Below are 13,275 nucleotides of genomic sequence, written 5' to 3'. Positions count from 1 at the left end.
ATTGCTAACTCTACTTGTAATACGATGGCGCGTGCTCATCCGGACGTGTTTTAAAGCGTCGGTGCAACCACATATACTGTTCCGGGGCCTGCTCAATGGCTTGCTCCATACGCTGATTGACCCGGGTGACATCGCTACGCGGATCGTCACTTGGGAAGTCTGCCAGCGCCGGTTGGATCTCAATATGGTATTTACCACGGGCATCCCGGACGCCATGTAAGCTTAATGTCTCACAATTTTTGCTTCCTGCAAAGAGCAGTGTCCCGGTTGTAGAGGCAGTATCGGGCACCGCAAAGAAAGGCACAAATTCACAGCGGTTACGGCCATAGTCCTGATCGGGCAGATAATAGCAGAGCTTTTTGTTCTTCAATGCCTGCAACAGCCCTTTAACATCGCGCTTACCTACCAGGTACTCATTGGATCGCAACCGGCCTTTGGTCATAAAATATTCCATCAGCGGGTTGTTATGCGGGCGATAAAACCCGATCCCCATTTGTTCAGTACCCAGTACGCGACTTAGCATTTCCAGGTGCAGCATGTGGGGCACCAGTAAAAGTACGCCTTTGTCATTGGCCTGCGCCTGTTCAATGTGCTCTATCCCTTTAACTGAGCCGACAACCCGGTTCAGGCGCCACTGAGGCCACCACCAGGCCATGGAGGTTTCGAAGGTAGCGATACCGGTATTTTCCATGTTTTTTAACACCATATCGGCACGTTGCTGTGCGTCCATGTCGGGAAAACACAAGCGTAAATTGACCTCAGCAATGTGGCGGCGCTTTTTTAACAGGCGGTGCACCAGGCGACCGAGCATTTTCCCCAGCCACAGCTGAATACCTTGTGGCAGCCAGGACAGGGCATACAGAAAAAATACACTCAGCCAGGTTGGCCAGAATTTTGGGGCTAAAAATGCCAGCTTAAAGGTGGGGTTGTTAACCAAAGGTGCGCTCTCGTTCAAACTTCAAAGGGTTAGTTTAGCGATATCGGCTGGGCAGCTCAAGAGAGCGATGATGAGCGCAGACCTGGTGCGACCTATCTGCCGGGGTAAATTACAGGCAGAAAAAAACCGGTTTGCACCGGTTTTTTGTTCGAGCGAAATTGGGGTTAACCTGCAACCAGGCCTTTGTTGATGGCCTCCAGGTCGCTGCGGCTTAGTGTACCCGCTGCTTGTTTCAGCTTCAGTGTTGATAACACATACTGATAACGCAGGTCAGCCAGGTTACGCTTAGCACTGTAGAGGTTTTGGGTGCTTATTAGTACGTCAACAATGGTACGAGTACCCACTTCAAAGCCTGCTTCAGTTGCCTGTAAGGCGCTTTCTGCTGAAACAACTGCTTGCTCCAGTGCGCGGTAAGTTGCCACGTCAGACATCACCTGGTTATAAGAGGTGATCACCGAGCGGGTAACGTTACGCATAGACGCTTCTAAGTCTTCGCTGGCGGCAACATAAAGAGCGCGTGCCTGGTCGGTAGCTGCAACTGTTTTGCCACCTGAATAGATAGGCACATTGAGTGACAGGCCGATGCTGGTGCCATCGGTACGAGGCGACAATTCTGCACCTTCAGTGTTACCCAAAGAATCAGAATACGACGCTTGTAAACTCAGTGTTGGATAGTGCCCTGCCTGTGCCAGGTCAATCTGGTCTTGTGCAATGTCCAGCGCCGATTTAGCGACCTGTAGCGACAGGTTTTTCTCTTTCGCTAAGGTGATAAAGTCGTTGGACTGTCTGCTCGGCTTCACGGTCGAGAAGCTGTCAGTATTGAGCTTATCCAGTTTGGCATGATACTTACCTGTGATGGTACGCAGGGTTTCACGGGCCGTTTCAACGTTGTTCTGTGCCACAATTTCGTTGGCCACAGATTGGTCAAACTGCGCCTGAGCTTCGTGTACGTCTGTGATGGCGGTCAGGCCCACTTCGTAGCGCTGCTTGGTTTGCTCCAGCTGACGCTCGATAGCGCGTTTTTCTGCCTGCACAAACTCCAGGTTGTCCAGGGTGCTTAGTACATCAAAGTAGCCTTGTGCAACACGGACAATCAGCTCTTGTTGCTGCTGCTCATAGCTGGTCAGCGCCTGCATCGCCTGTTTCTCAGCGATGGTCAGGTTTTGCCAGGTCGCCATGCTAAAAATAGTCTGGTTCAGTGTGATACTGCGAGACAGTGAATCGCTCCAGGTATCAACAACAGTGTAGCCTGATGCATCGTTCTGACCGGGTAATGTAGACTCACCGTCGTTATCGGTGTAGCTCATTGAAAAACCCAGTGAAGGCAATAGATCGCCTAATGCAGAATCCTGGGCATACTTTTGTGCGTCAGCCTGGGCCTTAGCTTTTAATACCGTTGGGTCGTTTGCGGTGGCAATTTCGTACACTTGCAACAGATCTTCTGCCTGTGAGGCTGTGCTGGACAGGGCGCAGGCAACACCGATAAACAGAGATAGAATGCTTTTTTTCATTTTTTGCTCAGTCCTTAGACAATTTTTATTGTCGGCATGTTACCTTGTTTTCGTCAATTCCCATATAAGGAAAGGGGTAAATCAATCAGAACAAGTGTAACAGAATATAAAACTGTGCCACCTGACGCTTGAGGCAGGTAACGAGCAGTAAAATAAGATAAAATTCGAGAACACTTATGATGGGGGTTTAGGGTTAAAAATTAAACCCCGATCACGAAAAAAATGAGATGAAATATGAAACCGGTTGCACAATTTAATCATCAGGACGTGGTGTTAGATGAGCCTGAACGCTGTTATAACAAATTTTTTAAGATTGACTTGTATCGCTTTAAACATGCGCTGTTTGCCGGTGGTCAGTCGCAGACCATCCAGCGTGAGATTTTAGAGCGCGGCCATGCTGTGGCTGTATTGCCTTACGACCCTGCCACCGATCAGGTCTTACTGATTGAACAGATCCGTATTGGCGCGCTGGCAACCAAAGATTCGCCCTGGTTGCTGGAGTGTATTGCAGGCATGGCTGAGGGTAGCCAGGATTACGAAGGGGTGGTGCGCAAAGAGGCGATGGAAGAGGCCGGTCTGGCACTCGATGAGTTGCATTACATGACGTCGTATTTGTCCAGCCCGGGCGGCTCAACGGAGCGTTTATACCTTTACCTTGCTAAGGCCGATCTGAGCCAGGCGGGGGGGATCTATGGTTTGCCCGAAGAAGGCGAAGACATTAAAGTACATGTAATGCCCTTTAGCGATGCCATGGCACGGCTCGAAAATGAGGAAATTGATAACGCTGCGACGGTGATTAGTCTACAATGGTTGGCGTTACACAAAGCCAAAATGCTGGCGCAGTGGCACGCTCAGCCGATTTAAAGTGAGGTTGTTTTACACCCGGTTATGCAAAAAGAGTACATCCAGTCATTACCCAAATATATCACCCTGTGCGAGCGCAATTATTTGCGAGCGCTAAAACTGCTACCTGAGGAATCATTGGGTAACAGTCGTGAGCTGCACCTTGGCGCGGCCAGTTACCAGATCCGCATTGATGGCATTGCCCGCTACACCACAGATATTGCCGTGGTCCAAAAGCAACAGATCAGTGCCCATCTGGATGATTTTGCTTTGTCTGTACGCTTGTATCACGATGCCAAGGTGGCAGAAGTGATCCACCACGATTTTCATCAGCGCATCAAACCGTCTTATCGCTATCCGAATCCGGATATGCACCACAAAGACGAAAAATATCAGCTCAACGCCTTTTTGGCCGACTGGTTAATGGCTTGTCTGGAAAGCGGTCGGGTGCCACTCAACTGGGACGTCAACAATGGCCTGGTTTAAGCAATCACATCAGTTTAGCGCTGCACAGTTACGCCTGGCGCACATCACAGACAGCCACCTGTTTGGTAGCCGTGAGGGCTGTTATTTTGAGGTCAATACCGCCGCACACTTTGTCAGCGTGCTCGATGCACTCGCCGGGGAAGGGCTTGATGGTGTGGTGTTTGGTGGCGACTTAACTCAGGACCACAGTGCCGAGTCTTATGCGCTGTTTGCCGAACTGGTGGCGCAATCGGCGCTCGACTGCCCGCTGTTTTGGGTGCCGGGTAATCACGATGACCTGACCTTGCTGGCGCAGATCAGCGAGGGACAGATCAGTGCCGCTAAGCATTTACGGTGCGAGCAGGGCGACATATTACTGCTTAACAGCAAAGGCCCTACGCCCGCTGGCTGGTGCGAGGCTGCGCATCTGGCCGAGCTTGAGGCTGTGCTCTGCGCAGCATCAAGACCGGTACTGACGTTTTGTCATCATCATCCGCTCCCGATTGACGGCTACCTCGATAAACATATGCTGGAAAACGGCCCTCAGCTGCTCAATACACTGGTCGACAGTCAGCGTGTTGAGGCACTCATTCATGGCCATGTGCACCATGCCTATGCGCAGTCGTTTCGTACTCTGCCTGTGTATGCCACACCGGCGACGTCTATCCAGTTTGCTAAACACACCGCAGACTGGCAGCAGCATAATTTAGGGCCTGCCTATCGGCTTATTCACTGGAGCGCAAAAGGCTTGCACACTGAGGTAAAATGGCTCGCAAATTAATCTATATTCATGGCTTTAACAGCTCAGAGCAGTCCTTTAAGGCGCAACAATTAGGCCAGTGGCTTGCGCAACAATCGTTTGAGTGTACTTACCTTACGCCTCGTTTACATTACGATCCGGCCATTGCCATTGTCCAGCTTGAACACCTGCTGGATGCAGACACTGCGCTGGTTGGTAGCTCTTTGGGTGGCTACTACGCCACTTACTTGTCGCAACAACATGGTTTGCGCGCTGTGGTGGTGAACCCGGCAGTGCGCCCGTTTGAATTGTTGCATGATTATCTCGGACCTCAGTATAATCCCTATCAGCAACAGCATTACACGCTGACACACCAGCATGTAGACACTTTGCGTCAGCTCTACGTTGAGTCGCTGCACGCACCAGAAAATATATTATTGCTACAACAAAGCGGCGATGAAGTGTTACCCTATCAACAGGCAGTGAACTACTTCAGCGCCAGCCCCGGCCATATTGAGTTTGGCGGGGATCATAGTTTTATGGGTTTTGAGCGTTACTTTGACACCCTAGTCAGGTTTCTTGAAATCACCAACACAAACGAAGAAAATCAGATCCAATTATGAGTCAGCAGAATTATAATGCCGAAGCCATTGAGGTGTTGAATGGCCTGGAGCCGGTGAAACGCCGCCCTGGCATGTATACCGACACCACGCGGCCAAACCACCTGGGTCAGGAAGTCATAGACAACAGTGTCGACGAAGCCCTGGCCGGCCATGCCAGCAAGATCGATGTGATCTTGCATGAAGACAATTCGCTACAGGTGATTGACGACGGACGCGGCATGCCGGTGGATATTCACCCCGAAGAAGGGATCCCCGGGGTCGAGCTGATCCTGACCAAGCTGCACGCGGGTGGTAAATTCTCGAATAAGAACTATCAGTTTTCCGGTGGTTTGCACGGGGTCGGTATCTCGGTCGTGAATGCCTTATCAACCCGGGTTGAAATCACGGTTAAGCGCGATGCCCAGGTCTATCAGATGGCATTCGAGCATGGCGACAAGGTCGAAGACTTAGAAGTCACGGGCACGGTTGGTAAACGCAATACCGGTACCTCAGTGCAGTTTTGGCCCGATCCCAGCTATTTTGACTCCGCCAACTTCTCGCTCAGTAAGCTCAACTACCTGCTCAAAGCTAAGGCCGTGTTGTGTCCGGGCCTGCGCATTCGTTTCATCAATAAACAAACCAAAGAAACGCAGGAGTGGTGCTACGAGTCGGGCCTGGAAGATTACTTAAAAGACAGCTCTAAAGGTTTTGAGACCTTACCGCAAAGCCCGTTCGTGGGCAGCTTTAGTGGCTCCACCGAAGGCGTTGACTGGGCATTGCACTGGCTGCCAGAGGGCGGCGAGTCGATCACCGAAAGCTACGTCAACCTCATTCCCACCGCACAGGGCGGTACACACGTTAATGGCCTGCGCCAGGGCTTGCTGGAAGCCATGCGCGAGTTTTGTGAATTCCGTAACCTGTTACCACGTGGCGTTAAACTGACCCCCGACGATGTCTGGGACAAGTGTAGCTATGTGTTATCGGTGAAAATGCAGGATCCGCAGTTTGCCGGTCAGACTAAAGAAAAACTCTCATCGCGCTCCTGCGCGACCTTTGTCTCTGGAATTGTCAAAGATGCTTTCAGCCTGTGGCTGAATGAACACACCGACACCGCCGAAGCCTTGGCCGAGCTGTGTATTAGCAATGCACAAAAACGTATGCGTGCGGCCAAGAAAGTGGTGCGTAAAAAGGTCACCAGTGGCCCGGCGCTACCCGGTAAACTCACCGATTGCTCGGGTTCAGAAACCGAGCGCTCCGAGCTGTTTTTGGTGGAAGGGGACTCGGCGGGCGGCTCTGCCAAACAGGCGCGCGACCGTGAGTTTCAGGCCATCATGCCGCTGCGGGGTAAAATTTTAAATACCTGGGAGGTCGACTCCGGGCAGATTTTGGCCTCGCAGGAAGTCCACGATATTTCTGTGGCGCTGGGCATTGACCCGGACTCCGAAGACCTGTCGGCGCTGCGCTACGGCAAAGTGTGTATTCTGGCCGATGCTGACTCCGACGGGCTGCACATTGCCACTTTGTTGTGTGCCTTGTTTGTAAAGCACTTTCCTGAGCTGGTGCGCCGTGGACATGTGTATGTGGCCATGCCGCCGCTGTTCCGTATCGACGTGGGTAAAGAAGTGTATTATGCGCTGGATGAAGACGAAAAACGCGGCATTTTAGATCGCATTGAAGCTGAGAAAAAGCGCGGCAAAGTCAACGTACAACGCTTTAAAGGTTTGGGTGAAATGAACCCAATGCAGCTGCGCGAAACCACCATGGACCCCAACACCCGCCGGCTGGTGCAACTGACCCTGGATGAGCCAGAGGAAACGCTTGAAGTGATGGACATGCTACTGGCCAAGAAGCGTGCCGGTGACCGAAAGACCTGGCTGGAACAACATGGTGATAAGGCAGAAGTGTAAGCTTGCTGCCGACAACTGAATTCGGATGATTACGCCAACGCGATAACTCGTGTGCGGTACAACAAACAATAAGGTGTATCATGACAGATCCGCAAACCCTGTCCTTACAGGGGATTGAACAACTGGCGATGGGCCGCTTCACAGAAGACGCCTATCTCAATTACTCCATGTATGTGATCATGGACCGGGCCCTGCCACACATTGGTGACGGCCTGAAGCCAGTGCAACGGCGTATTGTGTATGCCATGAGCGAGCTGGGCCTGTCGGCCGCAGCCAAATATAAAAAATCTGCCCGTACTGTGGGTGACGTGCTGGGTAAATACCATCCGCACGGCGACAGCGCTTGTTACGAAGCCATGGTACTGATGGCGCAGCCATTCTCTTACCGCTACCCGCTGATAGATGGTCAGGGTAACTGGGGTGCGGCTGACGATCCTAAGTCGTTCGCTGCGATGCGTTATACCGAAGCGCGCTTGTCTAAATTCTCAGAAGTACTACTCAAAGAGTTAGGCCAGGGCACGGTTGACTGGATCCCGAACTTTGATGGCACCATGAACGAGCCTATGGTGCTACCAGCACGATTGCCGCACATTCTGCTTAATGGTGTGACCGGGATTGCCGTGGGCATGGCCACAGACATCCCGCCGCACAATGTGCGTGAGCTGGCTGAAGCCTGCTGTACCTTGCTCGATAAGCCGAAAACCACACTTGAAGAAGTGCTGGAAATGGTGCAGGCACCGGATTATCCAACCGAAGCCGAGATCATCACGCCAAAAGCAGAGATCCAGAAGATTTACACCACCGGACGCGGCTCGATTAAAATGCGTGCGGTGTATGAAGAAGATCAGGGCGAGGTAGTGATCACCGCGCTGCCTCATCAGGTATCCGGTGCCAAGGTGCTGGAGCAAATTGCGGCGCAGATGACGGCTAAAAAGCTGCCTATGGTTGCTGACTTACGTGATGAATCGGATCATGAAAACCCAACCCGCATTGTGGTGGTGCCACGCTCCAATCGCGTCAAAGTTGAGCCACTGATGGCACACTTGTTTGCCACCACAGATCTGGAAAAGAACTACCGGGTCAACCTCAACATGATTGGTCTGGATGGTCGTCCTCAGGTCAAAGACTTGCGTACTATCCTGGCCGAGTGGTTGGTGTTCCGTCGTGATACGGTGCGCCGTCGCTTGCAATATCGCCTCGATAAGGTGCTGGCGCGTTTGCATATTCTTGAAGGTTTAATGATTGCCTTTTTGAATATCGACGAAGTGATTGAAATCATCCGCACCGAAGACAAGCCCAAAGACGAGCTGATGAGCCGCTTTGGACTGTCGGACAAACAAGCCGAAGCTATTTTAGACTTAAAGCTGCGCCACCTGGCGAAGCTTGAAGAAATGAAGATCCGTGGCGAGCAGGATGAACTGAGCGCCGAGCGCGACAAGCTGGAGCAAACGCTGGGCTCAGAGCGCAGAATGTCGACGCTGCTGAAAAAAGAAATTCGCGAAGCCGCCGAATTATACGGTGATGAGCGTCGCTCACCGGTTGTTGAGCGCCTTGAAGCCAAAGCCCTGAGCGAGAAAGACCTTATTCCATCGGAGTCGGTCACTGTGGTGTTGTCTGAAAAAGGCTGGGCCCGGGTTGCCAAAGGCCACGACATTGATGCCGAAGGGCTCAATTACCGCGCCGGAGACAGTTACAAGGCATCGGCCAAAGGCCGCAGTAATCAGCCTGCGGTGTTCCTTGACAGCTCTGGCCGGGCATTTGCTACCGATGCGCACAGTTTGCCATCGGCCCGTAGTCAGGGCGAACCGATGACCGGGCGCTTCAACCTGGCCGCGGGCACCAACTTTGAACATGTAGTGATGGGTGAAGAGCAGTCGCTTTACCTGATGGCCACCGATGGCGGCTACGGCTTTATTGCCGAGTTTAACGACCTGGTCAGTAAAAACAAAAACGGTAAGGCCCTGGTCAGCATCCCGAAAGGGGCTGAGCTGATGGCCCCCATCACAGTGGGTGATGTGGCGACCGACCGGTGTATGGCCATTTCTAACGAAGGCCGGATGCTGATATTCCCGCTGCGCGACCTGCCCAAGCTGGCCAAAGGTAAAGGTAACAAGATCATCTCTATCCCGAGTGCCAAAGTACAGGCCCGCGAGGAGTTTGTAAAAGTGCTCGCCGCAATCCCGGATGGCTGTGCCGTGACCTTACATGCCGGTAAGCGCAAACTCACGCTCAAACCCGGCGACCTGGAACACTACTATGGTGAACGCGGTCGTCGTGGTAACAAACTGCCCAGGGGCCTGCAACGGGTCGATGGGTTTGAGATTGAGCATAACGGCAATGACGTTGCTGAAGCAGACGACAGCGAGCAGAAAGCAGACGAGTCTTAATGCTCCAGCAAGCAGGCATAATGCTTACTATGCCTGCTTGTTTTCCCTCACCGCTACGCTCATAAACATTCACGTTTCACAGATTGTGAATTTCTTCGCATATTCAGGTAAGTTTACTTTCCATCATCAAGCATTGCAGAAAATGGTGAGTTAGTATTTGAACACCCAGCACCTATGTTAGGACGTTATAGCTTGAATGGCGACATAGTGATATCTGTACCTGGTTGGGGTGAGAGGTATCTGGGTGGGAGCGCAATATCTGTAAACTTTCCCGTGGTATATAAAGGGGAAAAAGGCATTTTTAGTGCCTATATGATGGGAGACAGTGGTATTGCATTGCCGCAGGGGATGAGTGCACACTGCAAGCAGGAGATTGCCGATGTATGCGAAGGGCGGCTCTGCCGGTTTTTAAAATATCTGGATATAGAGCCGTCGCGCCAAACGTTCAGGGGCTAGGTTTCTTAATACTCAGTGAAACGCTAAATACCTGGTTGTTTTGTTGGGCTTCAAAACCCACATTAAATTTATCCATTAACGCGGTTACTAATTGCAATCCCAGACCAAAGTTTTCATGAGTCGATGTTTCATCTGGCGTTTGTACCGTGGGATTGCAAAAACGGATCTGGGATGGGCTGATGCTAATCTGCCAGTATTTATCGGCTTCTGATGTTTGGCAATGATGGATCACATTGGTTAATAGATTCAATATGACCAGTTCTAAAACGGTCTCAGGGACTGGCAATTTGAGTGCATTGAGCGGATCCGGCTCATTAATTCGCACATCAATTTGATGCAGGGCTATCAGTGCCTGAGACTCCGATAATACGGTGTCGAGTATATGGCGGACCTGTGTGGTATGTTGCTCTTCTGCATCTGATGTAAGCCACAGCAATGCACTGCTGATCCGGTGCATTCTCGCAATGGCCTTGTCGAGACGATGATATGACTTTAGTGAGGCTATTTCGGGTGATGAGGCACTGATCAGCTCCATCGAGTGCGACATCACTTGCAAGGGCGTTCTTATCTCATGGGCCATACCCTGGTTAAAGGCAATTTGCTGCTGCAACAGGTGTGTTTTTTGTTCTAGTGCATTCACTAATTTTTTGGCAATGACTTGAATATCTTGTTCTTCAATGTCGCACAGTGCGGCTTTGAACTCATTGATGTGCAAGTGCTCTGAAGCAATGGCATGGTGGATTTTGCTAAATGGCTGCAGTGCTTTTTCAGAGAGCTTATTAGAAAACCAGTAGGTCAGAAGTAATGTGGGCAGCAACATCAACAGTAAAATTACCAAAATATCATCAATGGCGCGGGATATGATCCCCAACTCTGAGCTATTGAGGAGCAGGACGCCAAGATCGGTTTTCATAAAATGAAAATGCTGATCACCCTGGTTAAATTCTCCAAAGTGCGCGTCAAACTCAAAGTATTTAAGCTGCTCACTGTCAGACAGAGTGAAGGCATCGGTTTGTGTGACTAAGGTCATGTTAGCGGGTAATGATCCACCTTGCTGGAGCACGTGATAGGTCTGCTTAAGTTGATCTTTAAAAACGGCATCTTCCAAAGCAAAGACAATAAACAGGGTCATACCTGAAAAGAGCAAGAACAGCGTTAATGCGAGCCATAAGCTGTGTTGCCTGACACGTGAGAGTAAGGTGGGTTGACTTGATGAATTAAACAACATGGTTCCTGGCCAGGGTAAATTTGTATCCGACTCCTTTGATCGTCTCGATAAAATCTTGATCGAAGTGGCCTTTGAGTTGTTTTCTCAGTTTGTATATGTGTGCTCTGAGCGGGTCGCTGTCTGGCGTTTCATCTGGCCATAAATGGGCATGGAGCGTTTGTGTCTTTACCACGCCTGGAGCCTGAGAAATAAGCAACTTTAATATCTCATAACCGATATTATGTAGCTGCAGGCTTGTGTGCTGATAGGTGAGCAGTAATGTCTCCGGGTCGAGTGTCACGTCGTCAAAGGTAATGACATCGGTTGGCGTGGTTGGTGGCATTGATTTCATTAATCCAACGTCGATCCGGGCAGTCAGCTCGGCAAAAGAGAAGGGTTTTTTTAAGTAATCCCAGGCACCACTGGCAAAGCCTTGCAGGATGTCTTGCTCGTGGCTACGAGAAGACATCATGATCACCGGAATTTTGGCTAAATGCTGGCCCAGTGCGTTGTCTGACAACTGACGGCAGACATCGTAACCATTCACAAATGGTAAGTTGATATCTAACAAAACGAGTTGATAACGGTTTTGCTCCAGTAAAACGAGGGCTTGTTTACCTGTGTAGGCAAAGTCGAGTTCATGTCCTTTGGGTTCCAAAAACTCAGCAATGCCTTGTGCAATATCCATATCATCTTCAACTACCAGAATGTGTGCCATGTTTAATTCACTTTATAACTCGGTTTTAGCGTTTTGAGCACGTATTTGAGGTGCGTCAATAAGGGTATAAATGTGGGGGATTAGCCACTTTTCGAGTGCAACCCAGCCATCTTCTACCTGCATCATCGCGACCACTTCAAGCTGAGATTTTGGGTCGCTCCAAAATATGGTACCGCCCATGCCACCCCAAAAGAAGGTGCCTTCCTGACGAAGATCACCGGCTGTTTCTTTAACTCCTACACCGTAACCAAAACCTACGCCTTTGTATACCCTTGGCATAAAGTGGGTGTCCAGCCCCTGCGTTTTAGTGCTGAGCATAGTGTTAACCAAGTGCTCGGATAACAGGGTCTGACCATTAAATTTCCCCTGATTCGAAAGCATGGAAACGAAGTTACTGTAATCTTGTGCAGTTGAGATAAGCCCGCCACCACCCGAGAGTAAAACCGGTTTGTTTAAATAGTCACTATCTGCGCCTTCTTCGCTAAAGAGAATTTTGTCTTTGTTGAACACATAGGCTTCTTCAAAGGTGGTCGCGTCATACTCATACATATCAACCAGTCGGTGTTCGCTGCCCTTTGGCACTGAGAAATGGGTGTCTTGCATGTTGAGTGGCTCAAAAAGATAGCGTGTCAGATAGGTATCTAAAGGCAGGCCTGACACTTTTTCGATAATGGCACCCTGAATGTCACTGGCAATCGAATACTCAAAGCGCTCCCCCGGCGTAAATTTAAGGTCTATGCCAGACAAGTCGTCAATCATCTCGTCCAGGGTATTGCCGCGGCTCAGTGGGTTAGCCAATAAGTAGCGAATATCAACCCAGCTTTTTAGCCCACCGCCATAACCAAATCCGGCGGTATGTGAGAGCAAGTGATGAATGGTGACCGTATGTGGTTGTCCATCAACTTCGAGCACATCCAGCTCAGGTAAAAATTTGCGAATATCATCCGCTAAATCGATCTGGCCTCTGTCTACTAACTGTAATAAAGCCACTGACGTGATGGGTTTACTCATTGAAAAAATACGGAACAGTGCGTCTTTTGTCATCGGCTTGGGTTTCTTGACGTTTACTTTGCCGTACGCGTTGTAATGTACCAGTTTATTTTGGTGTTTCACCATCAACACTAATCCCGGTAAGTGGTGCTCAGCGAGTAATTGCTCTATGTGTGTATCGAGCGTGTGTGAGGCCGTGTGCGCTGCGATTGGTGCTGTGGTATTGGTAACTGTGGTGTCAGACGCCGCCATTGTGTGTGATGTCAGGCCAAATAGTGCTGCACAGATCAGTGTTGTCAGTGTGCTTTTGTTTGGTTTGGTCGTCGCTATACGCATGGTGTTTCCTTAAATTGGGTGGTTGTTAGCTGTTGAGTCACAGGTTAAATCAACTCAGGTAAACTCAATGTAAAACGGCTAACGCCACTGTGAGAAAATCGTAGGACAACTTTGCGGCGCGCGTGATGACTGGAAAATCCGTGATTTTTGATGAGAAATAAAGTGTTTAACTAACCA

The 13,275-nt window shown here is 50.3% G+C and carries 11 protein-coding genes; 6 read left to right on the top strand and 5 right to left on the bottom strand.

Annotation, left to right across the window (positions count from 1 at the left end):
* Positions 1-10: 10 nt before the first annotated feature.
* The gene (lpxL, locus tag L1285_RS04130; RefSeq protein ID WP_235411078.1) at positions 11-937 is read right to left on the bottom strand and encodes an LpxL/LpxP family Kdo(2)-lipid IV(A) lauroyl/palmitoleoyl acyltransferase; all 927 of its coding nucleotides are present in this window, start codon (positions 935-937) and stop codon (positions 11-13) included.
* A gap of 164 nt (positions 938-1,101) precedes the next feature.
* On the bottom strand, positions 1,102-2,448 hold the full coding sequence (gene tolC, locus L1285_RS04125) for an outer membrane channel protein TolC (RefSeq protein WP_235411077.1): 1,347 nt from the start codon (positions 2,446-2,448) through the stop codon (positions 1,102-1,104).
* A gap of 234 nt (positions 2,449-2,682) precedes the next feature.
* Between tolC and L1285_RS04120 the strand changes: the two genes are divergently transcribed.
* From L1285_RS04120 to parC, 6 genes are all read left to right on the top strand, one after another.
* Complete coding sequence (locus L1285_RS04120) at positions 2,683-3,312, top strand: NUDIX domain-containing protein (RefSeq protein WP_235411076.1); 630 nt, start codon at positions 2,683-2,685, stop codon at positions 3,310-3,312.
* Positions 3,313-3,336: 24 nt separating this feature from the next.
* Positions 3,337-3,777 carry a DUF1249 domain-containing protein gene (locus L1285_RS04115; RefSeq protein ID WP_046003045.1) on the top strand — a complete coding sequence of 147 codons (441 nt, stop codon included), beginning with the start codon at positions 3,337-3,339 and terminating at the stop codon, positions 3,775-3,777.
* Positions 3,764-4,537 (top strand): metallophosphoesterase, encoded by a 774-nt coding sequence (locus tag L1285_RS04110; protein WP_235411075.1) that lies wholly within the window; start codon positions 3,764-3,766, stop codon positions 4,535-4,537. Before L1285_RS04115 ends, L1285_RS04110 begins: the two co-directional genes overlap by 14 nt.
* Complete coding sequence (locus tag L1285_RS04105; RefSeq protein WP_235411074.1) at positions 4,522-5,118, top strand: YqiA/YcfP family alpha/beta fold hydrolase; 597 nt, start codon at positions 4,522-4,524, stop codon at positions 5,116-5,118. Before L1285_RS04110 ends, L1285_RS04105 begins: the two co-directional genes overlap by 16 nt.
* Entirely contained in the window at positions 5,115-7,004 is a 1,890-nt protein-coding gene (parE, locus tag L1285_RS04100) for a DNA topoisomerase IV subunit B (RefSeq protein WP_046003042.1), read from the top strand. The genes L1285_RS04105 and parE overlap by 4 nt, the downstream gene beginning before the upstream one ends.
* 80 nt (positions 7,005-7,084) lie before the next feature.
* Positions 7,085-9,391: a DNA topoisomerase IV subunit A gene (gene parC / locus L1285_RS04095; RefSeq protein WP_235411073.1), complete on the top strand. Its 2,307-nt coding sequence runs from the start codon at positions 7,085-7,087 to the stop codon at positions 9,389-9,391.
* Between the two features lie 445 nt (positions 9,392-9,836).
* Here the strand turns inward: parC and L1285_RS04090 are convergent, their stop codons facing one another.
* The 3 genes from L1285_RS04090 to L1285_RS04080 are packed head-to-tail and all read right to left on the bottom strand — an operon-like array spanning position 9,837 to position 13,098.
* Positions 9,837-11,075, bottom strand: a complete 1,239-nt coding sequence (locus tag L1285_RS04090) for a sensor histidine kinase (RefSeq protein ID WP_235411072.1) — start codon at positions 11,073-11,075, stop codon at positions 9,837-9,839.
* Entirely contained in the window at positions 11,065-11,772 is a 708-nt protein-coding gene (locus L1285_RS04085) for a response regulator transcription factor (protein ID WP_235411071.1), read from the bottom strand. The genes L1285_RS04090 and L1285_RS04085 overlap by 11 nt, the downstream gene beginning before the upstream one ends.
* 12 nt (positions 11,773-11,784) lie before the next feature.
* Positions 11,785-13,098, bottom strand: coding sequence for a serine hydrolase domain-containing protein (locus L1285_RS04080; RefSeq protein ID WP_235411070.1), 1,314 nt, complete (start codon positions 13,096-13,098; stop codon positions 11,785-11,787).
* Between the last annotated feature and the right edge of the window lie 177 nt (positions 13,099-13,275).

It is taken from the genome of Pseudoalteromonas sp. DL2-H2.2 (assembly GCF_021532535.1).
Taxonomy (GTDB): domain Bacteria; phylum Pseudomonadota; class Gammaproteobacteria; order Enterobacterales; family Alteromonadaceae; genus Pseudoalteromonas; species Pseudoalteromonas rubra_A.
This window is presented reverse-complemented; position numbering and strand designations above follow the sequence as displayed.